18 protein-coding genes are annotated in these 21,276 nt (G+C 72.9%); 7 read left to right on the forward strand and 11 right to left on the reverse strand.

The window, feature by feature from the left end:
- Window positions 1-93 precede the first annotated feature (93 nt).
- Genes ACWEFJ_RS08940 through ACWEFJ_RS08950 form a run of 3 tightly spaced genes read right to left on the reverse strand, consistent with a single transcriptional unit; the run spans window position 94 to window position 3,045 of the window.
- On the reverse strand, window positions 94-1,626 hold the full coding sequence (locus ACWEFJ_RS08940) for an AMP-binding protein (protein WP_449713361.1): 1,533 nt from the start codon (window positions 1,624-1,626) through the stop codon (window positions 94-96).
- Window positions 1,627-1,682: 56 nt separating this feature from the next.
- Window positions 1,683-2,297 (reverse strand): carbonic anhydrase family protein, encoded by a 615-nt coding sequence (locus ACWEFJ_RS08945; RefSeq protein ID WP_449713362.1) that lies wholly within the window; start codon window positions 2,295-2,297, stop codon window positions 1,683-1,685.
- 10 nt (window positions 2,298-2,307) lie between these two features.
- Complete coding sequence (locus ACWEFJ_RS08950) at window positions 2,308-3,045, reverse strand: SIR2 family NAD-dependent protein deacylase (RefSeq protein ID WP_378090861.1); 738 nt, start codon at window positions 3,043-3,045, stop codon at window positions 2,308-2,310.
- Between the two features lie 65 nt (window positions 3,046-3,110).
- Here ACWEFJ_RS08950 and ACWEFJ_RS08955 point away from each other — a divergent pair, with 65 nt between their 5' ends.
- The 3 genes from ACWEFJ_RS08955 (at window position 3,111) to ACWEFJ_RS08965 (ending at window position 5,703) form a co-directional block, all read left to right on the forward strand.
- On the forward strand, window positions 3,111-3,590 hold the full coding sequence (locus tag ACWEFJ_RS08955; RefSeq protein ID WP_378090860.1) for a hypothetical protein: 480 nt from the start codon (window positions 3,111-3,113) through the stop codon (window positions 3,588-3,590).
- Window positions 3,587-5,068, forward strand: coding sequence for a flagellar basal body protein FliL (locus ACWEFJ_RS08960; protein ID WP_449713363.1), 1,482 nt, complete (start codon window positions 3,587-3,589; stop codon window positions 5,066-5,068). Before ACWEFJ_RS08955 ends, ACWEFJ_RS08960 begins: the two co-directional genes overlap by 4 nt.
- Before the next feature lie 92 nt (window positions 5,069-5,160).
- Window positions 5,161-5,703, forward strand: coding sequence for a DapH/DapD/GlmU-related protein (locus ACWEFJ_RS08965; RefSeq protein ID WP_378090858.1), 543 nt, complete (start codon window positions 5,161-5,163; stop codon window positions 5,701-5,703).
- A gap of 15 nt (window positions 5,704-5,718) precedes the next feature.
- Here the strand turns inward: ACWEFJ_RS08965 and ACWEFJ_RS08970 are convergent, their stop codons facing one another.
- On the reverse strand, window positions 5,719-6,366 hold the full coding sequence (locus ACWEFJ_RS08970; RefSeq protein WP_449713364.1) for a hypothetical protein: 648 nt from the start codon (window positions 6,364-6,366) through the stop codon (window positions 5,719-5,721).
- Window positions 6,363-7,109, reverse strand: a complete 747-nt coding sequence (locus ACWEFJ_RS08975) for an ABC transporter ATP-binding protein (RefSeq protein ID WP_449713365.1) — start codon at window positions 7,107-7,109, stop codon at window positions 6,363-6,365. The genes ACWEFJ_RS08970 and ACWEFJ_RS08975 overlap by 4 nt, the downstream gene beginning before the upstream one ends.
- Window positions 7,110-7,286: 177 nt before the next feature.
- Between ACWEFJ_RS08975 and acnA the strand changes: the two genes are divergently transcribed.
- The 3 genes from acnA to ACWEFJ_RS08990 all read left to right on the forward strand — a co-directional run bounded on the left by acnA (window position 7,287) and on the right by ACWEFJ_RS08990 (window position 13,436).
- Window positions 7,287-10,127, forward strand: a complete 2,841-nt coding sequence (gene acnA, locus ACWEFJ_RS08980; RefSeq protein WP_449713366.1) for an aconitate hydratase AcnA — start codon at window positions 7,287-7,289, stop codon at window positions 10,125-10,127.
- Between the two features lie 382 nt (window positions 10,128-10,509).
- Complete coding sequence (locus ACWEFJ_RS08985; protein ID WP_449713367.1) at window positions 10,510-12,177, forward strand: VWA domain-containing protein; 1,668 nt, start codon at window positions 10,510-10,512, stop codon at window positions 12,175-12,177.
- A gap of 143 nt (window positions 12,178-12,320) precedes the next feature.
- Complete coding sequence (locus tag ACWEFJ_RS08990; protein WP_449713368.1) at window positions 12,321-13,436, forward strand: hypothetical protein; 1,116 nt, start codon at window positions 12,321-12,323, stop codon at window positions 13,434-13,436.
- Here the strand turns inward: ACWEFJ_RS08990 and ACWEFJ_RS08995 are convergent.
- Window positions 13,384-14,985, reverse strand: a complete 1,602-nt coding sequence (locus tag ACWEFJ_RS08995; RefSeq protein WP_378090850.1) for an alpha/beta hydrolase — start codon at window positions 14,983-14,985, stop codon at window positions 13,384-13,386. The two genes, ACWEFJ_RS08990 and ACWEFJ_RS08995, sit on opposite strands and share 53 nt — an antisense overlap.
- Window positions 14,986-15,411: 426 nt before the next feature.
- A complete protein-coding gene (locus ACWEFJ_RS09000) occupies window positions 15,412-15,945 on the reverse strand; it encodes a helix-turn-helix domain-containing protein (RefSeq protein WP_449713369.1) in 534 nt (177 codons plus the stop codon).
- Window positions 15,946-16,046: 101 nt separating this feature from the next.
- Here ACWEFJ_RS09000 and ACWEFJ_RS09005 point away from each other — a divergent pair, with 101 nt between their 5' ends.
- A complete protein-coding gene (locus ACWEFJ_RS09005) occupies window positions 16,047-16,763 on the forward strand; it encodes an SDR family oxidoreductase (RefSeq protein WP_378090846.1) in 717 nt (238 codons plus the stop codon).
- Between the two features lie 48 nt (window positions 16,764-16,811).
- Here ACWEFJ_RS09005 and egtD read toward each other — a convergent pair whose 3' ends face one another.
- From egtD to ACWEFJ_RS09025, 4 genes are read right to left on the reverse strand one after another with little or no spacing between them, the layout of a single operon-like run.
- Complete coding sequence (gene egtD, locus ACWEFJ_RS09010; protein WP_449713370.1) at window positions 16,812-17,783, reverse strand: L-histidine N(alpha)-methyltransferase; 972 nt, start codon at window positions 17,781-17,783, stop codon at window positions 16,812-16,814.
- Entirely contained in the window at window positions 17,780-18,529 is a 750-nt protein-coding gene (egtC, locus tag ACWEFJ_RS09015; RefSeq protein WP_449713371.1) for an ergothioneine biosynthesis protein EgtC, read from the reverse strand. Before egtC ends, egtD begins: the two co-directional genes overlap by 4 nt.
- 2 nt (window positions 18,530-18,531) lie before the next feature.
- Window positions 18,532-19,845, reverse strand: coding sequence for an ergothioneine biosynthesis protein EgtB (gene egtB, locus ACWEFJ_RS09020; protein WP_378090842.1), 1,314 nt, complete (start codon window positions 19,843-19,845; stop codon window positions 18,532-18,534).
- The gene (locus tag ACWEFJ_RS09025) at window positions 19,842-20,951 is read right to left on the reverse strand and encodes a glutamate-cysteine ligase family protein (RefSeq protein ID WP_378090841.1); all 1,110 of its coding nucleotides are present in this window, start codon (window positions 20,949-20,951) and stop codon (window positions 19,842-19,844) included. Before ACWEFJ_RS09025 ends, egtB begins: the two co-directional genes overlap by 4 nt.
- Window positions 20,952-21,276 lie beyond the last annotated feature (325 nt).

The following is a 21,276-nucleotide window of genomic DNA, read 5'->3' on the forward strand; positions in this document are numbered from 1 at the left end:
CCACATCGATTCCAACCGGCCCAGCATGAACATCAGCCACACGGGTAACAGCAGGCGCAGCGAGCCTCCCTCAGCCGGGTGACCTGATCACGCTCAGTTGACCTTGCGGTCGAGGCCCGCCCAGTACGGCTCGCGCAGCTTGAACTTCTGCACCTTGCCGGTCGCGGTGCGCGGGATCGCGTCGCGGAACTCGACCGACGTCGGCGCCTTGTAGCCGGCGAGCCGGGCCTTGCAGTGCGCGATCAGCTCGGCCTCCGTCACCTCCGCGCCCTCCGCCCGCACCACCAGCGCCTTGATCGTCTCGCCCCACTTCTCGTCCGGCACGCCGATGACCGCCGCCTCGGCGACCGCGGGGTGGGCGAACAGGGCGTCCTCCACCTCGATGGACGACACGTTCTCGCCGCCGGTGATGATCACGTCCTTCTTGCGGTCCGAGATCGTCAGGTGGCCCTCGTCGTCCAGCTCGCCGCCGTCGCCGGTGTGGAACCAGCCGTCCGCCAACGCCTCGGCGGTGGCCTCGGGGTTCTCCCAGTAGCCCGCCATGACCACGTTGCCGCGCGCCAGCACCTCGCCGGTCCCCGACACCTTGAGCCGCACGCCGAGCCCCGGCGCGCCGGCCCGCGACAGCTTCCGCGCCCGCTCCTCCGCGGGCAGCGCGTCGTCGGCCGGCCGGGTGCGGTTGAAGGTCAGCAGCGGCGAGGTCTCGGTCAGGCCGTAGAGCTGGAGGAACTCCCAGCCCAGCTCCTCGCCGACGCGGGCGATGGTGCGGCTGGGCGGCGGCGCGCCGGCGCAGACGATGCGGACCCGGTCGCGGCCGGGGATCTCGCCGTCCCACTCCCGGGCGGCGTCGAGCACGGCGTTCCAGACGGCGGGCGCGCCGCACATCAGCGTGACGCCGTGGTCGCGGACGCGCCGGAGGATCTCGGTCCCGTCCACCTTGCGCAGCACGACCTGCGGCACGCCGAGCCCGGCCAGGCCGTAGGGCATGCCCCAGCCGTTGCAGTGGAACATCGGCAGCACGTGCAGGTAGACGTCGCGCTCCCAGACGCGGGCGTGCAGGGCGAACGTGACGGCGTTGAGCCAGATGTTGCGGTGGGTCATCCGGACGCCCTTGGGCCGGGCGGTCGTGCCGGAGGTGTAGTTGATCGTGGCGGTGGCGTCCTCGTCCGGCTCGCGCCACGGGCGCGGTTCGACGCCGAAGCGCATCAGCTCGGTCTCGGTCTGCTCGCCGAGCACGAAGCGGTGCGGCGCGGTGACGCCGTCCAGCTCCAGCTCCGGGTCCACGAGCAGCGCGGACGCGCCGCTGTGCTCGACGATGTAGGACACCTCGTCGGGCCGCAGCCGGAAGTTGACCGGCACCGCGATGCGCCCGGTCGCGGGCACGGCGTGCAGCAGTTCGAGCAGGCGGGCCGAGTTCTGGCTGACCACGGCCACCCGCTCGCCCTCGCCGAGGCCGAGCGCGTCGAACCCGGCCTGCCAGGCCCGGACGCGGGCGGCGAACCCGCCGTAGGTGGTGGTCGGCACGGGCGCGGCGGGCTGGTCGGGCTCGTCCACGGCGGCCGTCGTGTCGGCGAAGACCTGCTCCGCCCGGTCGAGGAAATCGGCGACAGTCAGGGGTACGCGCATACGTGGTGACCTTATGCACGCGTGCGCGCCGCGACCAGCGCCACGTCGGCCGATCGTCAGCCGGTGGTCAGCAGGAACCGGCGGTTGACCGGTTGCACGGGCCGCGGCCGGTCGGCGTGGGAGCGGACGAAGGCGCGCAGCGCCGGGTCCTCCACCTGCACCGGGTCGTGCATGACCACCCAGCTGACGATCTCGTCGAACCCGCCGGTGGTCAGCGAGCCCTCGTAGCGGTGGAAGCCGCCGCCCGGGAAGAGCTTCGGCAGGTCGATGCCGCTCGGCGGTTTCGCCTCGGACGGGCCCGGCTCGCCCAGGTCCACGAACACCGCGAGCACGCACGCCCGCAGCGCGTCGTCCGCGCCCAGGTGGACGGCGTGCAGCTCGGCGCCCCGTGCCCGGCCGCGCACCCAGTGCTCGCTCGGCCGGTGGAAGTGGAGGTTGTCGAGCCGGAAGTCCCGGCCGGAGAGCGTCACCACGTGCTCGCCCCGCGGCCGGAACCGCCAGCCGTGGCCCTCCTCGGCGGCGGTGAACTGGTCGGCCCGCCACCGCACGGTCAACTCGTCCGCCAGCCCGGGGACCACCACCGCGTCGTGGAGGTTGATCGGCGACTGTTGATCTCCCATGCGGTCACGATGCCACCGCACCGGGTGCCCGGGTGGGTGGTCGATCGGCACGAACGGGTGGTCACCAGGTGCTCGGGTCGCCCCACGTGCGGATCGGGCCGGTCGCCACCACGGGCACGGCGGCCAGCTCCGGCAGCGCCGCGGCGGCCGGCGCGCGCACCACGGCGGCCGCCAGCGAGTCGTGCGGCGTCGGGTCCAGGTTGCAGATCACCACCGCCGCGCCCGCCCGCGCGGCCAGCGGCACCAGGCCCGCGGCCGGCTCCACCGTCAGCGACGTCCCGACCACGAGCATCGCGTCGCAGTCGAGCGCCGCCGTCCGCGCCGCGCGCAGCACGTCCGGGTGCAGCGGTTCGCCGAACGCGACCGCGGCCGGCCGCAGCACGCCGCCGCACACCGGGCAGCCCGGCGGCGCCTCGCCGGCGCGCACCCGGGCCAGGGCGTCCCCCGTCGCGCCGGTCGCGCCGCACGAGACGCACACCACCCGGGCCATCGACCCGTGCAGCTCCACCACCGACGACGACCCGGCCCGCTGGTGCAGCCCGTCGACGTTCTGGGTGAGCACCGACCGCACCCGGCCGGCGCGTTGCAGCGCGGCCACCGCGCGGTGGGCGGCGTTCGGCTCGGCCGTCCACAACGGATCGTCCAGCCAGGACCGCCACACGTCCCGCCGCACGCGCGCGGAGGTCAGGAACGACGACGCGTCGAACCGGAACCGCACCACCCCGGACTCCAGCGACACCCCCGCGCCGGTCAGCACGGTGATCCGCCGCGAGAGGGCCATCACGTCGCGTGCGTTCATGCCACCACCGTCCCACACGCCTGCGAGCATGTCGGCGTGCGCAGGACACCTCGGAGGAGCCGACCATGAGACGAGCGTCGGCGGGTCCGACCACCAGGCGCCGGGTCGGCGTGGTGCTCGGAGTTATCGGTTTGGTCACGGCGGTGGTGGGTTTCTTCCTGCCCTGGCTGCGTTCCGGGACGGTCACGCGGACCAGTTACGAAGTGCTCGCGCTGCGTGGTTTCGCCGGGTTGGACGGTGCGCAGGGCGAGGTGCTGCGCGGCGCGTGGGTCGCGCTCACCCCGTTGGCGGTGTGCTGTGTGGTGCTTTGGGCGGTGCGTTTTCACCGATTCGCGGCATGGGTCGCACTGGTGTTTGGCACGATTGCGGGAACGGTGGCGGCACTTGCCGCCGTCCAAGGGGGCGACGAGGGGGCATTGGTCGGGATCAGCCTGACCGGACCGGTGGTGACCCTCGGTGGTGCTGTGCTGGGGATCGCCGGGGCGATCACCGTGCTCACCGCGACATCCCGCACAGCGATCAGCACTCCAGGAGGAGCACCGTGACCTACCCAGGTGGCGGCGGAGGCGAATGGCCACCGCAGAACAACCCGTACGGCCAGCCGCAGGGCGGCTACCCGCAGCAGCCGGGCGGCTACCCGCAGACCGGTCCCCAGCCGCAGCAGGGGTTCCCGCAGGGCGGCTACCCGCAGACCGGCCCGCAGGGCTTCGCGCAGCCCCAGCACCCCGGTCAGCAGCCGGGCTTCGGCCAGCAGCCGCCCTACGGCCAGCCGCCGTACGGCTTCGCGGGCGGTGAGCCGCCGAAGAAGAAGCGCACCGGCCTGGTGATCACGGCGGTCGTCGCCGTCCTCGCGCTCGCCGCCGGCACCGTCGCCACGGTGTGGGCGCTGCGCAGCTCCGACGACGTGGCCGCGGGCGCGGAGAGCCCGTCCACCGCGGCGAACAACCTGCTCAGCGCGCTGGGCAGCGGTGACGTCCTGGGCATCATGAACGGCCTGGCGCCCGCCGAGGCCAAGCTCAGCAAGGACTACACCGAGGCCACGGTCGACGAGGCCAAGCGGCTGGAGATCCTGAAGAAGGACGCGGACCCGAACAAGCTCACCGGCGTCCAGATCAAGAGCGAGGGCATCAAGTTCGACGACGCCGCCGCGGAGAAGGTCAACGACCGCCTGACGATCAACAAGGTGGTCGAGGGCAAGATCACGATCACCTCGGACGTCAAGCAGATCCCGTTGACCGACAAGCTGGTCGACGCGCTCGGCGCGGAGCTGCAGCAGGCCGGCACCGAGACCGAGACGCTGGACTTCGCCAAGGAGAAGGCCGACCGCGGCGGCAAGCCGATCGGCATCGCCACCATCAAGGTCGGCGACGAGTGGTACCCGAGCCTCTTCTACACCATCGCGAACGCCGCGCTGGAGCAGGAGGACCTGAAGTGGCCCGCGCAGGGCATCGCGCCGGCCGGCGCGGGTTCGCCGAACGACGCCGCCAAGCAGCTCGTGGAGAAGGCGCTCGCGGGTGACGTCGAGGGCGTCATCGCGCTGCTGCCGCCGGACGAGATGGGCGTGCTGCAGGACGTCGGCCCGGTGATCCTGGACCAGGTCGGCCGCACCCCCGCCACCGGCGCGAAGCTGGTCGAGCTGGAGACCGACGCCAAGGACGTCAAGGGCGGCACGCAGCTCACCATCCGCAAGCTGGTCGTGGAGGCCGAGGGCGAGCAGGTGGAGATCAGCCGGGACGGCGACTGCTACAGCGCGACGGTGCAGGGCCAGTCGCAGCGGCTGTGCGCGGACGAGATCGCGCAGCTCGTGGAGCAGCAGGGCGGCCGGAACATCCCGTCCGCCGCGGTCGACGTGATCGCGCGGGTCGGCGCGCAGGTGCTCAAGGACGGCGTCGGCGTGGTCGCCACCGAGGTGGACGGCAAGTGGTACGTCAGCCCGTTCCGCACCTACAGCGAGCTGTTCCTGACGCTGATGCGCGGGTTGGAGCCGAAGGACATCGACGAGCTGATCAAGGCGATCAAGTAGGTCGGACGCGCGACGCAGGGGTCCCCGGTCGGGGGCCCCTGCTCTCGTTCCGCCGGGCGGACGCCCGCCCCTGACCCGGGAGTGACCGCACCATGCCCGACGACCGCCTCGTGCGGATCCACAGCGCCGAGTTCCGCGCCATGTCCGAGCGGGTGCTGCGGGCCACCGAGCTGACCTCCCGCCTCAACGTCCTGCCGTTCGAGGACGAGGCGGGCAAGGCGGCGCTGTTCGAGCAGATCCTCGGCCGGCCGCTGCCGGACCGGGTCACGATCCACCCGCCCTTCTACACCGACCACGGCCTGCGCCTGGACCTCGCGGAACGGGTGTTCGTCAACCAGAACTGCACGTTCCTGGACTACGCGGGCATCCGGCTCGGCCCACGCGTGATGGTCGGGCCGAGGGCCACGTTCATCACGGTCGGCCACCCGGTGGACCCCGGGGAGCGGCGGGAGTGGCTGAGCGGCGGGCCGATCGACGTGGCGGAGAACGTGTGGATCGGGGCCGGCGCCACCATCCTGCCCGGCGTCACCATCGGCCGTGACGCCGTGATCGCGGCGGGCGCGGTCGTGGCCGACGACGTGCCGCCGTCCACCCTGGTGACGGGCGTCAAGGCGGCGGTGCGCCGGCAGTGGTGACGCCCGGTCCCGCCGCTAGCCGCGGCGCGGGCCCAGCGCGACGCCGAGCCAGGTCGCGCCGACCACGAACAGCGCCGCGACCACGCCGGAGACCGCCAGCGCCGAGGTGACGCCGTCGTCGTGCGACAGCGCCCACAGCACGTTGCCCACCGGCGGGGTGCGGCCGAACAGGAACACCAGCACGACCAGGCCCGTCGCGGCGAGCACGGACCACCCCGCCTGGGTGATCACCGGACGGCCGCACAGCACCCCCACGCCCACGCCGACCAGCGCGCACACCGCCAGCGCGGCGAACCCCTGCGCCACCGTGCCCGCCGGGTAGGGCCGCGACTGGGTCAGGACCGGCACCAGGGCGGCGACCAGCGCCACGCCCAGCGCCGCCAGCGCGGACAGCGCCGTCACGGCCGCCTGCGCGCGGGCCCAGCCGCCCGCGGAGACGACGGTGACCGTCCGCCGCACGGGGTCCTCGGCGGTCGTGATGACGACCGTCAGCCACACCGACACGGGGTAGACGAGCACGCACGTCCCGGCGTACGCGGGCAGCGGCGGGCCGGCGTCGGAGGCGTAGAGCATCCCCAGCACGGCCGCGAGCACCAGCACCGGCGGCAGCCAGCGCTGCGTGCGCAGCACGTCCACCAGCAGGTACCGCACGAGCGCCGTCACGACCGCACGCTCCGCACCGAGCAGCCCAGGCGCAGCGCCTCGGCCAGCACGCCGTCGCTGAACCCGGCCCGCACCTCGACCCGGGCCCCGCCGCCGACCTCGTGCGCCGCGAACACCCCTTCCAACGCGCTGATCAGCGCGAACGCCTCCCCCACCCGGTCCAGCTCGATCACCACGCCGCCGCCCGCGGCCACCGCGCCCAGCGGCACCTCCCGCGCGCCGGGCAGGTCGTGCCCGTGGTGGTCGGTCAGCACGACGGCCGCCCCCGACGACGTCACCAGCTCGCCCAGCACCGCGCCCGCGGCGGCGTCGAGCCCGGACCACGGCTCGTCCAGCACCAGCAGGTCGGTCGCGTGCAACGCCTGGACCAGCGCGACCTTCTGCGTGTTGCCCTTGGACAGGGTGGCCATCGGCGCGTCCGGGTCGCCGACGAACCCCAGCGCCTCCACCAGGTCCCAGCGCAGCGGCACGCCGCGCACGGCGGCGAGGCGGCGCAGGTACTCGCGGGCGGACAGCTTCACGCCGGTGGGGAACCGCTCGGGGGCGTACCCGACCGACGCGCCGCGGCTCACCCGCCCGGTCGTCGGCGCGGTCACGCCCGCGGCCACGCGCAGGAGGGTGGACTTGCCCGCGCCGTTCCCGCCGCGCAGCACGACCACCTCGCCGGGCTCCACGGCGAGCGTGACGTCGCGCAGCACCCACGGGCCGCGGCCGTAGCGCTTGCCGATTCGATCAAGACGCACCACGGGTGTGATGATGCCCCGACCAAGGTAGGACCGGGTTGAAGCGGAATACAGGACACGCGTACTGTTTGGGGTGAGAGGGCGCCGCACCCGCGGGTGCGGAAGACTCGGCAGTAGTTCCCAACCGACTTTGCGCGTCACCAGATGGAGTTTCACGTGACAGGACCAGGGAGTTCCGTGCCTGCCGGCACTGGAGGCACGAGCAAAGACAGCTTCGGCGCCCGCGGCACGCTCACCGTCGGCGACGCCTCGTACGAGGTGTTCCGGCTGAGCGCGGTCGAGGGGGCCGAGCGCCTGCCGTACAGCTTGAAGATCCTGCTGGAGAACCTGCTGCGGACCGAGGACGGCGCGAACATCACCGCCGACCACGTGCGCGCGCTGGGCAGCTGGGATCCGTCGGCCGAGCCGGACACCGAGATCCAGTTCACGCCCGCCCGCGTGGTGATGCAGGACTTCACCGGCGTGCCGTGCGTGGTCGACCTGGCCACCATGCGCGAGGCGGTGACCCAGCTCGGCGGCGACCCGACGAAGGTCAACCCGCTGGCGCCGGCCGAGCTGGTCATCGACCACTCGGTGATCGCCGACATCTTCGGCCGGCCGGACGCGTTCGAGCTGAACGTGGACCTGGAGTACGAGCGCAACAAGGAGCGCTACCAGTTCCTGCGCTGGGGCCAGACCGCGTTCGACGAGTTCAAGGTCGTCCCGCCGGGCACCGGCATCGTGCACCAGGTCAACATCGAGCACCTGGCCCGCGTGGTGATGGTCCGCAACGGCCAGGCGTACCCGGACACGCTGGTCGGCACCGACAGCCACACCACCATGGTCAACGGCATCGGCGTGCTCGGTTGGGGCGTCGGCGGCATCGAGGCCGAGGCCGCCATGCTCGGCCAGCCGGTGTCGATGCTGATCCCGCGCGTGGTCGGCTTCAAGCTGCACGGCGAGCTGCCCGCCGGCGCGACCGCGACCGACCTGGTGCTCACGATCACCGAGATGCTGCGCCGGCACGGCGTGGTCGGCAAGTTCGTCGAGTTCTACGGCTCGGGCGTCGGCGCGGTGCCGCTGGCCAACCGCGCCACCATCGGCAACATGAGCCCCGAGTTCGGCTCCACCTGCGCGATCTTCCCGATCGACGCCGAGACCATCGACTACCTCAAGCTCACCGGCCGCACGGCCGAGCAGCTCGCCCTGGTCGAGGCGTACGCCAAGGAGCAGGGCCTGTGGCACGACCCGGCCGCGGAGCCGGTGTACTCCGAGACGCTGGAGCTGGACCTGTCGACGGTCGTGCCGTCGATCGCCGGCCCGAAGCGCCCGCAGGACCGCATCGAGCTGACCAACGCCAAGGAGGCGTTCCGCCAGGCGCTCGGCGCCTACGTCGCGCACGACGACGGCGTGGCCAACTCGCCGGTGGACGAGGCGTCGGAGGAGTCGTTCCCGGCCAGCGACCCGATCGCGGTGTCGGACGGCGACGCGGGCGGCAAGCCGCGCGTGTTCCAGTCCGCGGCCGAGGGCGCGGAGGGCCGACCGTCCAACCCGGTCAAGGTGACCGTGGACGGCGCGGAGTTCGAGCTGGACCACGGCGCGGTGGCGATCGCCGCGATCACGTCGTGCACCAACACGTCGAACCCGTCGGTCATGCTCGGCGCGGCGCTGCTGGCGAAGAAGGCCGTGGAGAAGGGCCTGGAGCGCAAGCCGTGGGTCAAGACGACCCTCGCGCCGGGCTCCAAGGTCGTCATGGACTACTACGAGCGCGCCGGGCTGCTGCCGTACCTGGAGAAGCTGGGCTTCCACCTGGTCGGCTACGGCTGCACCACGTGCATCGGCAACTCGGGCCCGCTGCAGGACGAGATCTCGGCGGGCATCAACCAGGGCGACCTGGCCGCGGTGTCGGTGCTGTCGGGCAACCGCAACTTCGAGGGCCGGATCAACCCGGACATCAAGATGAACTACCTCGCGTCCCCGCCGCTGGTGGTGGCGTACGCGCTGGCCGGTTCGATGGACAAGGACATCACCACCGAGCCGCTGGGCGAGGACCAGAACGGCGAGCCGGTGTACCTGGCCGACATCTGGCCGTCGCCGCAGGAGATCTCCGACGTCGTCGCCTCGGCGATCTCGCCGGAGGGCTTCACCAAGGGCTACGCCGACGTGTTCGCGGGCGACGAGCGCTGGCGGTCGCTGCCCACGCCGACCGGCAAGACGTTCGAGTGGGACGACCAGTCCACCTACGTGCGCAAGCCCCCGTACTTCGAGGGCATGCAGATGGAGCCGGCCCCGGTGACGGAGATCAGCGGGGCGCGCGTGCTGGCGCTGCTCGGCGACTCGGTCACCACCGACCACATCTCCCCGGCCGGCGCGATCAAGGCGGACTCGCCCGCGGGCAAGTACCTGACCGAGCACGGCGTCGAGCGCAAGGACTTCAACTCCTACGGTTCCCGTCGCGGCAACCACGAGGTGATGATCCGGGGCACGTTCGCCAACATCCGGCTGCGCAACCTGCTGCTCGCCGACGAGAACAACGGGCAGGGCGTGCAGGGCGGGTTCACCCGCAACTTCCTGGAGGAGGGCGCGCCGCAGACCACGATCTACGACGCGTCGGTCGCCTACGCCGAGGCGGGCGTGCCGCTGGTCGTGCTGGCGGGCAAGGAGTACGGCTCGGGCTCGTCGCGCGACTGGGCCGCGAAGGGCACCTCGCTGCTCGGCGTGCGCGCCGTGATCGCCGAGTCGTTCGAGCGCATCCACCGGTCGAACCTGATCGGCATGGGCGTCCTGCCGCTGCAGTTCCCCGGCGGCGAGTCGGCGTCCTCCCTCGGCCTCGACGGCACGGAGACCTTCGACTTCACCGGCATCACCGCGCTGAACGACGGCGAGACGCCGCGCACGGTGCACGTGGTGGCGACGAAGGCGGACGGCTCGAAGGTGGAGTTCGACGCGGTGGTCCGCATCGACACGCCCGGCGAGGCCGACTACTACCGCAACGGCGGCATCATGCAGTACGTGCTGCGCAAGATGGTGCGCGGCTAGGCGCCACGCCCGACGCGGAAGGGCCGTCCACCCCTGCGGGTGGGCGGCCCTTTTCGATCACCGCGAGAACGCATCACAATTGCACTTTTACCCGTAACGATCCCCAGATCAAAAACGACCGCCCATTCCCCCTAGGCCATCCGGGTGAACAAATTGCTCCACCCCGGAATTCGCGCCTAACCTCGTCATGCCGACGCCATCCGAGACGCAGGGCGTTGTCATTCGGTGCGATCCTGCCTGGTCCGCACCTGTTCGGGGATTGACTCAACCGGCATCAACGGAATGCGCGAACGTGATTCCAGAGGGGATTTCACGTCTACTCGGCGCGCACGAGGAGGTGCGACACCGAATGCAGCAGAACACTCGAAGACGGGCTTGCGGCGTGACCGCGATCCTGATCGCCGCGCTCGCGGCGCCACTCGCGACCACCACCGGGGCGGCCGCCGCCGGCGGCACCGTCACCGGGACCAAGGCCCTGGGAGCCACCGACATCGCGTGCGGCGGTTCCGTCCCGGTCACCGTGACGCTCGACGCCCAGACGGGCATCGCGGGCGCACCGGTGGACATCGAACTGGTCCTCGACCGCTCCGGCAGCATGCAGGGGGCCATCGGCGACCTGAAGGCCGCCGCCAAGTCGTTCGTGGACATCATCGACGAGGCCACCGACGGCTCGCTGAACGGCGTGGTCGCCAACGGCAGCCGCATCGGCGTGGTCAGCTTCTCCGACAACGCCTCCGTCGACACCGGGCTCACGGCCGACGCGAACGCGGTCAAGGCGGCCATCGACGCGCTGGTCGCGGGCGGCAACACCAACCACTCCGCCGCCATCTCCACCGGCCAGGCGCAACTGGCGGGCTCGCTGCCCGGCAACGCCAAGAAGATGATCATCATGACGGACGGCGTCACCACCGTCGGCGGTGACGCGAGCGACGACGCCCTGGCGGCCCGCAACGCGGGCACCGAGATCTTCGGCATCGGTCTCGGCACCGTCGACGCCAACGAGATCCGGGACTGGACCACCGATCCCGACGCCACGCACTACTACCAGGCCCCGACGCCCGCGCAGCTGCACGAGGTGTTCGAGGCGATCGGCGCGGCCATCGTGGTGCCCGCGGCGACCGGCGTGACCGTGGTCGACACGGTGGCCCCGCAGTTCTCGGTCAGCGGCGCGGCGGTGTCCAAGGGCTCGGTCGCCCAGAACGGCAACCAGCTCACCTGGACCATCGCCGAACTGGCCACCGAGACGGTGACGCTGACGTTCACCGCGACGCACCTCCCGGCCGCCGGCGGCGGCGCGCTGGCGGTCAACCCGTCGGTCGCCTACACCGACGCCGAGGGCCACGTCGTGACGTTCGGCAACCCGACGGTGAACGTGCGCGGCTGCGCCGCGTTCATCGACGTGGAGCCCGAGCACGCGGTGAACGAGCTGGGCACGCCCGGCCAGACGCACACCGTGACCGCGACCGTCACCGACGACTTCGGCGACCCGGTCGCGGACACCCCGGTCGACTTCACCGTCCTCAGCGGCCCGAACGCGGGCGGCGCGGGCAACGGCGACACGTCCGCCGCGGGCACGGTCGACTTCACCTACCCGGCGACCCAGGGGCTCGCGGGCCTCGGCCAGGACTCGATCCGCGGCTGCTTCACCCACGCCGCCGGCCACCGGGTGTGCGACGACGTGCTGAAGGACTGGGTGGACACGACTCCCCCGGTCGTCACCTGCGCGCCGACCAACAACCCGAGCGGCGGCACCGTGCCGCCGGCCGGCAACGAGGACGGGTTCTTCGTCCTGACCGCGACCGACGCGGTCGACCCGAACCCGCAGGTCTTCGTCTCCGACTCGGCGAGCCCCGCCGTCTTCGGCGGATTCCCGAGCGGCACGAAGATCAAGCTGGTGCAGGCGCCGGGCGCGACGCCGAACCAGAAGCCCGGTGTCGGTGACATCGACTGGCGCATCACGCTCAAGGGCGACGCCCTGGTCTACGGTGTGGACGCCTCGGGCAACCGGTCGGCTCCGGTGAGCTGCCTGGTCCCGCCGCCGCCGAAGTAGCGGCCGCGGGTGAGGGGCGTCCACACCCGGGACGCCCCTCACCCCCCGCGTCGGCCTGGCGGACCGCGCGCCTGCCCTCGTTCCGGGAGGGTGGGCGCACGCGCGGTTCGGCCACTCGGCAGGGTCGATAGGGTTGCGTGCTCGTGGGGGCCGTCGTGTGGGTGTTGCCGGTGTTGGCCGGGCTGGTGCTGCCGTTGGCGGTGCACGGTCCTCCGGTCGGGACGTCGATCTCGCTCGTGGTCGCCGGCCTGCTGCTCAAGGCGCGGCAGGTGCACGCGGAGAAGCCGGGCGACTGGTTCCCGCTGCTGGTGACGGGCTCGACCGCGTTCGCGCTCGGGCTCGGCCTGGGTGCGGCCGAGTGGGTCGTGGACGACCTGTTCGTCACGGTCGGGTCGAGCGTGGTCGACCTGGTGCGGTACCTGGTCGGCGTGGCGACCGCGCTCGGGCTGGGGTTCTGGGCGTGGCGGGCGCGCAGCGCGGTGGTCGCGGTCACGGCCGTGGCGTACCTGACCGCCGTCCAGTACCTGCGGGAGGCGCCGGTCGAGGACTTCGGCTGGTTCGCCTACGCGCCGGTCACGGCGGACGAGCCGGCGCCGATGTGGTTGCCGCCCGACGTCGCGTCGAGCCCGGAGTTGGTGCTGATCGCCGGTGCGGTGTTCGCGTACGCGCGGCTGGACCGCGTGCGGCCGTGGCACGTGTTGGCGATCGTCGGCTTGCTGGGGTCGTTGTGGCACTACAGCGCGCTCGCGCTGCTCGTCGCGGCCGTGGTGGCGGCGGCCTACGACCTGAACGCGCGGCGTCCCGGCGCGTGGTACCCGTTGCTGCTGGTCGGCGTCGGTCTGGCGGTCTGGCCGGTGCTGACCGCGCTGACCGCGCCGACGTGGGTCGATCCCCGGCTGGAGGGGCTGCCGGACGGCGCCTACACGACGTTGGTCGGCATCGAGATGAACGCCACGGCGTTCGCCGTCTCCCACGTGGACCACGACGAGTCGGCCGCCGCTTTCGCCGTGGCCGCGGGGCTGGTGGTGTGGGCGTGGCGGAGCAGGAGCCCGGTCGTGTTCCTCACCGCCGCGGCCTACGCGGCCGCCGCCTACCTCGACGCGGCGGCGCACCCGCTCCTGCTGGGCACGTGGCAGCCGCCGGTGGAGCTGGTGGTCCTGGCGGGTGCGGCCGTCGCCCTCGCGACGACGGCCGCACCCGGAGCCGTCAGAACGGCTGGACGTTGGGCTGGAAGACCTGGCCGTTCGCCGGGGCCTTGAGGTCGACCAGGTAGTCGGTGACCGCGGTGTCCGCGCCCGCGCTGTCGCCGAGGATGCAGTGCCCGAACGCGTCCACGCTGATCAGCCGCGCGTTGCCGAGCTGGCGGGCCATGCGCTTGGCGAAGTCGTACCGCGTGGCCGGGTCGTAGTAGTTGCCCACCACGACGACGGGGTTGGGCGTGCGCCGGTTCCACGGCCCGTCCCAGCGGTCGGGGCGGGGCACCGGCCACGTCGCGCACGTCAGCAGGTCGGACGCGGCCTGCTGGCGGCCGAACGTGGGCGACTCCCGCTCCCACTGCGCCGCCACGAGCGGGAACAGCTGCGGCGCGCGGAGGAACGGCTTGTCCGTGCAGTTCACGCCGTAGTACGAGTCGTCGTACAGGTACTCGGTGTCGCCGACGCGCCCGGCCCGGATGTCGGCCAGGCCGTGCTTGTTCGCGAGCGGCGGGAGCAGGTCGGCCTGGGCCTGGGCGGAGAACGTCGCCGCCTCGGGGTGCAGGACGGCGTACACGCTCTGGAGCCAGGCGGCCAGCGCCTTGAAGCGGGTCGGCGCGTACAGGTCGCCGGTGACCCGGCCGATGTAGTCGGCGTAGGTGACGGCCTCGCCGGTGGGCAGCGTGAGCGGCCGGGTGCGCAGGTGGTCGCGCACCTCGTCGAACTTCGCCCGCGGGTCCCCGTCGCTGTAGGCGCACTTGTCGCCCTCGGCGTCGCAGCGCTTCAGGAACGCGTCCAGGGCGATCTCGAAGCCCTGCGCGCGCTGCCGGTCGTACTCCGTGCCGTTGGAGGTGCGCAGCGCCGGGTCCACGTTGCCGTCCAGCACCAGGGCGCGGGACTTCGAGGGGAAGATGTTGGCGTAGGTCGCGCCGAGCAGCGTGCCGTAGGAGAAGCCGACGAAGGTGAGCTGCCGGTCGCCGACGCCCTCGCGGAGCAGGTCGAGGTCGCGTGCCACGTCCTCGGTGGACATGTGGTCCAGCAGCGGGCCGGCGTTGCGGGCGCACGCGTCGGTGTAGTCCTTGGTCGCGACCGTGGTGTCGCGGATCTCGGTGCGCGTGACCGGGATGGCGGACATGCGGCCGAAGACCTCTTCGGCCTCCTCCAGGGTCTTGAAGCAGCGCAGCGGCGTGCTGCGGCCGACGCCGCGCGGGTCGAACCCGATCAGGTCGAACCGCTTCATCACCTCGGGCTGGAAGAACGAGCTGCCGTAGGCCGAGTAGATCAACCCCGCGCCGCCGGGGCCGCCGGGGTTGATGAAGAGCGAGCCGATGCGGTTGGCCTGGTCCTCGGCCGGGCGCTTCATCAGCGCGATGGTGATCTGCGGCCCGTTGGGCTTGCGGTGGTCCAGCGGCACGGGGTGGTTGGCGCAGCTCACCTTGTCGCGCTGGGCGGCCGGGATCTCGGCGAGGACGTCGTCGGCGCAGGTGGTCCACTGGATCGGGCGCTGTGCTCCCGCCCGCGCTTCCTGCGCGGCGGCGGGACCGGTGCCCACGAGGCCGGACACCGCGGTGCCCATGGCCAGCGCGAGCCCCAGGGCTCTGGTTCGGAGTTGCATGCGGCGCTCCCTCGGTCTGCCGGACGTCGCCCCTCAGTAAGTGCTCCGCGACGCCATCGCGCGAGGTTGTCACCCGAACGCGTTCCGCAACACCCGCAGAACGGAGGTTTCACCCCCGACCACCGGTCCTTGCCAACCGGCGTGTCCTACGTCCGCGTCACCCGTGTCCTACGTTCGGAACACCCGAGTTGAACGTTCGGAACACGACGGGCGGGCTCCTGGGCCACGACTTCAGCGTCCACCACTCTGGGCCCGGTTCGCCGGGTCGGCTCGGCGGCGGACGGCCCGGCGGCAGCGTTCACCGACCACGGCGTGCGCGACGAGGTCGCGGTTGCGCGGCCTTCGCGGCTCCAACCCGTAGCACGATGCAGGCCGTGATTTCTGTGTTCGCGTGCCGGCACGGGGTCCGCGTCCTGAGCGTTGAATTCAGGGATCCTGAACGTACGACACACGCGTCCCGAACGTAGGACACACGCGTTCTGAACGTAGGACACACGCGTTCTGAACGTAGGACACACGCGTTCTGGGCGTAGGACACGCGGGGGTTAGGGGGTGGGGCGCGCCCTCCGGGTTCACCGCCAGCACGGTGCTGACCTGGTCCAACACGTACGCCGCGGTGGGTCGCACGGCCTCCAGCAGGTGCAGCAGCCCCGGTCGGGGCGCACCCGCGCCCGACGGGGCCGGCCCCGAGGCGAGCCGCGCCAACGCGTGCAGGTGCGCCCGCTCGTCGTCACCGAGCCGCAGCGCCGACGCCAACGCGTGCAGCACCGCCGCGCCCGGGTTGGTGTCACGCCCCTGTTCCAGCCGCGTGTAGTAGTCCACGCTCACGCCCGCCAGCGCCGCCAACTCCTCCCGGCGCAGCCCCGGCGTCTGCCGCCGCCCCACCCCCGCCGGCAGGCCCACGTCCGCCGGTCGCACCCGACCGCGCCTGCTGCGCAGGAACTCGCCCAGCTCACCCACGCCCCGAGTCTCGCACCCCCGCCCGGCACCGGGGTGGCCCCGCCGGGACCAGGCCCGCGCCGGTCTCCCGCCGACCGCCCGCCCACCGCGACGCTGCTCCCATGACACACGTACTCGTCATCGGCGGCGCCTCCGGCATGGGCCTGGCGCTGGCCCGGCACCTGCTGGACCAGGGCGCCGCCGTCACGATCGCCGGCCGGTCCGCCGAACGGCTCGCCGACGCCGCCCGGACCCTCGCACCGCACGGACGACCGCGCACCGGCCAGGTGGACATCACCCGGGAGGACGACGTGAGGCGGCTGGCCGAGAGCACCGGCCCGCTCGACCACGTCGTCGTCACCGCGGTGGACGCGCGCGACGCCTACTTCCCCCTCGCCGACTTCCCCTTGGAGCACGCCCGCAGCGTGCTGGCCACCAAGCTGCTCGGCCCCTGGCTGGTCGCCAAGCACGTCGGACCGCACGTGGCGCCCGGCGGCTCGATCACCTTCACCTCCGGCGTCGCCGCCCACCGGCCGGGCACGGGCGCGTCGGTGCTCGCCGCCGCCAACGGCGCGCTGGAGGCGCTGGTCCGCGCCCTGGCCCTGGAACTCGCGCCGGTCCGGGTCAACGCCGTCTCGCCGGGGTGGGTCGACACCCCCGTCTGGGACGTCCTGGCCGGCCCTGCCAAGCACGACCGGCTCGCCGCGATGGCCGCCCGCTTGCCGACCGGCCGCGTCGGCACGCCGGACGACCTCGCCGAGGCGTTCACCGCGGTCCAGCGCAACCACTTCATGACCGGGTCGGTCCTGCACGTCGACGGCGGCCACCGGCTCGTCTGACGGGGCCCGTGCGGTGGTCCCACGGGCGGGACCACCGCACGTCACGCCCTAGACCGCCCGGGCCAGGGACAGGGCGAACCTGCCCTCCGGGTCGGTCCACCAGCGCAGCGGCTCGAAGCCCGCCGCTGCCAGCTCCCGCGCCACGCCCTCACGGCGGAACTTCGCGGACACCTCGGTGCGCAGCTCCTCGCCCTCGGCGAACGCCACCTCCAGCCCCAGCGCCGCCACGTGCGCCTTGACCGGCCGCAACGCCCGCAGCCGCATCTCGATCCACTCCTCCTCCGCGTTCCACAGCGCCACGTGCTCGAAGTCCGCCGGGTCGAAGTCGGCCGCCAGCTCCCGGTTGATCACGCGCAGCACGTTGCGGTTGAACTCGGCGGTCACGCCCTGCGCGTCGTCGTACGCGCGCACCAGCACGTCCGGGTCCTTCACCAGGTCCGTGCCGAGCAGCAGCCACTCCCCCGGCTCCAGCACGTCGCGCACCGAGTGGAAGAACTTGGCCCGCTCCTCCGGGATCAGGTTCCCGATCGTCCCGCCCAGGAACGCCACCACCCGCGGCGGCGCGCCGGGCAGCAGCCCGAGGTGCTCGGTGAAGTCGCCGACCACCCCGTGCACCCGCAGCCCCGGGTACGCCGCCAGGATCGCCCGGGCCGCGTCGGTCAACGCCGACGGCGACACGTCCAACGGCACGAACTCGCGCAACGTGCCGTGCTCGCGCAGGGCGCTGAGCAGCAGCCGCGTCTTCTCCGACGAGCCGGAACCCAACTCGACCAGCGTGTGCGCGCCGGTGAGCGACGCGATCTCCGCCGCCCGCGCCACCAGGATCTCCCGCTCCGCGCGGGTCGGGTAGTACTCGGGCAGCCGGGTGATCTCCTCGAACAGGTCGCTGCCGACCGCGTCGTAGAACCACTTCGGCGACACCCACTTCGGCCGCGCGGTCAGCCCCGCCCTCGCCTCGGCCCGCAGCGCGAGCGCCGCGTCCTCGGGGGTCAGGTGCACGTCCAGCACAGGCTCGGTCATCCTCGTCCAATCGGTTGAACGTCCACATCGGACACATCCGCCGTGACGACGTGCCCGTCGGGCACCTCCCGCCAGCGCGGGTCGTCGTCCAGCGGCTCGGAGGCCAACGTCACCGCGCCGTCACCCGCGCGCACCCACAGCGAGTGCGTCCACGTGGTGCCGGCGAGCACGGCGCCGTCGGTGAGCAGCAGGTTCAGCCGGGATCCCGGGGCCGCCGCCGCCACCTCGGCCACGACGGACGCCAGCGCGGCCCCGGGCGCGGCCCCCGCCGCCAGGCGCGACCGCACCAACGCCCACAGCAGCGCCGCGTCGGTCGGCGCGTCCAGCGTCAGCAGCGTGGCCACCGGCAGCGTCTTGGCGACGTCCACCACGGACTCCGGCCAGTCGGCCACCCGTCCGTTGTGGCTGAACAGCCACCGCCCGTCGGTGAACGGCGCGCACGCGGTGTCGACCACCGGCATGCCCACCGTCGCCGACCGGACCGCGGCCAGCACCGCGCCGGACCGCGTGACCCGGCTCAGCGCGAGCAGGTTCTCGTCCGACCACAGCGTGCCCACGCGGCGGTAGCGCAGCGCGGGACCGCCCGGCGCGGGGTACCACCCCACGCCGTAGCCGTCCACGTTGACCGTGCCGCCGCCGCGCATGTCCCGCGGCGCGTACGACTGCCGCACCAGCGAGTTCGGCGGGTCGTGCACCAGCGCGGCGACGGGCACGGCGGGGCCCAGGTAACCCAGGTGGCGGCACACGGTCAGGCCAACTCGTCCCGGGACGCGTCCCGCGCGCAGCGGAAGCCGGCGAAGATCTGCCGCCGGATCGGGTAGTCCCAGTTCCGGAACGTCGACCGCACCGCCGCCTGGTCGCTGCCGAACGACCCGCCCCGCAGCACCTTGTAGTCCGACCCGAAGAACACCTGCGAGTACTCCGCGTACGGGAACACCTCGAACCCGGCGTAGCCGTGGAAGTCGGAGCTGGTCCACTCCCACACGTCGCCGATCAGCTGGTGCACGCCCAGCGGCGACGCGCCCGCCGGGTACGCGCCGACCGGCGCGGGCGTCAGGTGCCGCTGGTTGAGGTTGGCGTGCCGCTCGGTCGGGTCCTCGTCGCCCCACGGGTAGCGCCGCGACCGGCCGGTCGCCGGGTCGAACCGGGCCGCCTTCTCCCACTCCACCTCGGTGGGCAGCCGCTTGCCCGCCCACGTCGCGTACGCCTCGGCCTCGTAGTAGCAGACGTGCACCACCGGCTGGTCCGGGTCGAGCGGGACCGTGCGGCCGAACGCGGTGCGGTACCACTGGTCCCCGACGCGCTCCCAGAACCGGGGCGCCACCAGGGACGCCTTCCGCACGTGCGCCCAGCCCGCCTCGCTCCACCACCTCGGGTCGCGGTAGCCGCCGTCGGCGATGAACGCGGCGTACGCGCCGTTGGTCACCGGCGTGGTGTCGATGAAGAACGGCTCGGTGACCACCTGGTGCGCGGGCCGCTCGTTGTCCAGCGCCCACGCCTCGGTGGACGTGCCCATGGTGAACGGCCCGCCGGGCACCAGCACCTCGGCCGGACCGACCGGGCCGCCGGGCGGCGGGGCGGGCGCGTCCAGCACGGGCTCGCCGACGCGGAGCTGGTGCGTGGCCAGCATGGTCTCGTCGTGCTGCTGCTCGTGCTGCACGATCATGCCGAACGCGAACCCGTTGTCGACGAGCCGGTGGCCCTCCAGCGGGGTGCGTTCGAGCACGTCGAACACCTTGTCCCGGACCTCGCCGACGTACTTGCGCGCCTCGGCCGGCCCGAGCAGCGGCAGCTCCGGCCGCACCGCCCTGGCGTGCTTGAACGCGTCGTACAGCTCATCGATGTCCGCGCGGACCGGCTCGCGCCCGCCCACGTCGCGGACCAGCCACAGCTCTTCCTGGTTGCCGATGTGCGCGAGGTCCCACACCAGCGGCGACATCAGCTTGGAGTGCTGGCGGACGAGGTCGTGGTCGTCCACCGCGTCGGTGAGCAGCCTGCTGCGTTCGCGCGCCCTGGTGAGCTGGGCGGCGACCCGGTCGCGCAGGTTCTCGGTGCTGGTCATGAACGGCCCCCTCCGGTCTTCTCGGCGAGCGTGCGGTGCAACTCCTCGGCGATCGCGTCGATCTGGCCGATCGACAGGTCGGTGTCGGGCAGCGCGGCGCAGCCCAGCTCGACCACGTCGCGCGCCGCGCGGGCGAGCACCGGGTCGTGCAGGCCGTAGCGCGCGGCGGCCAGCCAGCGGTTCGCGGCGGTCTCGGTCGCCGCGAGCACGCCGTCCACCGACTCCGGCGTGCTGAACAGCGCCGCCATCAGCACGACCGGCGGCAGCCACTGGCCGTCCGGCGGCGTGTCGAGGTAGCGGACCTCCAGGTAGCCGCGCGGGCGGACGGGCGGGAACTGGAGGGTGAGGTGGTAGTCGAGGTCGTCGGACGTCGCCGGCTCGCCGAGCGCGCCCCCGATCCAGTCGGCGAACGTGAGCGGGCGCGGCGGCAGCCAGTTCGGCCCCGGTCTGCGGACCGCGATGACCGGCGCGTCGAGCACGCGCTTGGCCCACGCGTCGGCCGGTCTGGCGCACACCGCCGCGGGGCGGGTGCGCACCGGGTCGGTGGCGTAGAGGGTGCGCATCCTCGCGCTGGCCCAGTCCGTGCGGCGGCCGTTGACACCCGGCGAGTTCGCGAACAACGCGGTCAGCACGGGACCGAGGGCGTGCACCGCGGCCCAGCGCTTGGGCAGGTCGTGCGCCAGCCCGAAGTCCAGGCACACCTGCAGGCCCGCGGTGCTGCACATCATCGTGATGCCCTCGGGCCCGAGCGGGGCGAAGGCGTGTTCCATGGCCGCGTAGCGCGGGACGTCGAGCATCCGGCGGGGCGGGCGGAACGGGTCCGCGCCGTGCTGGCCGAGGCGCAGGCCGGCCGGCCGGAGCAGGCCCTGGAGGTGGTCGATGTCCGCCGCGACGGTCTTGAGCAGATCCGTCAACGATTCGCGTGGCGGGGTGGAGATCTCTACCTGGCCACCCGGTTCCACCGTCAGCGGGGTGCCGGAGGGCAGCGGCCGCTGAGGGCTGTCGGGGACGAGGGTCGGTGGTGCGTGGTCGCCGAGCGCGGCCGCGAGGGTCTTCGCGTCGAGCGGCCGGCTGGGATCTTCGACGTGGTGGACGGTCCATTCCAATTCGACTCCGAGGAACCTCGGAGGCCCGTGCTTGAAGCAGACCGAGGCCACGTAGGCCTCGGCCTCCGCTCGATCCCGGAACACCGCCGGGGCGGGCCCCGGAGCCGGGGCATTACGGACAGCAGTCACTGGTGGCACTCCCCGTGATCAACCTGGTCCGTTCGACGCTACACGCCGCCACCGACACTCGCAGCCGTGGAAAACCCTTGGGGATCAACGACAAGGGCGGGGCCCGGTACCGGTTCCGGCGGCCGGTCGGGCGGCGTTCGGCGGCGGACCGGACGCCGCGGCGCTGCTCCGATCGGCCGAGTCGCGCCGCCCGGCG

This window comes from Actinosynnema sp. NPDC004786 (genome assembly GCF_053601135.1).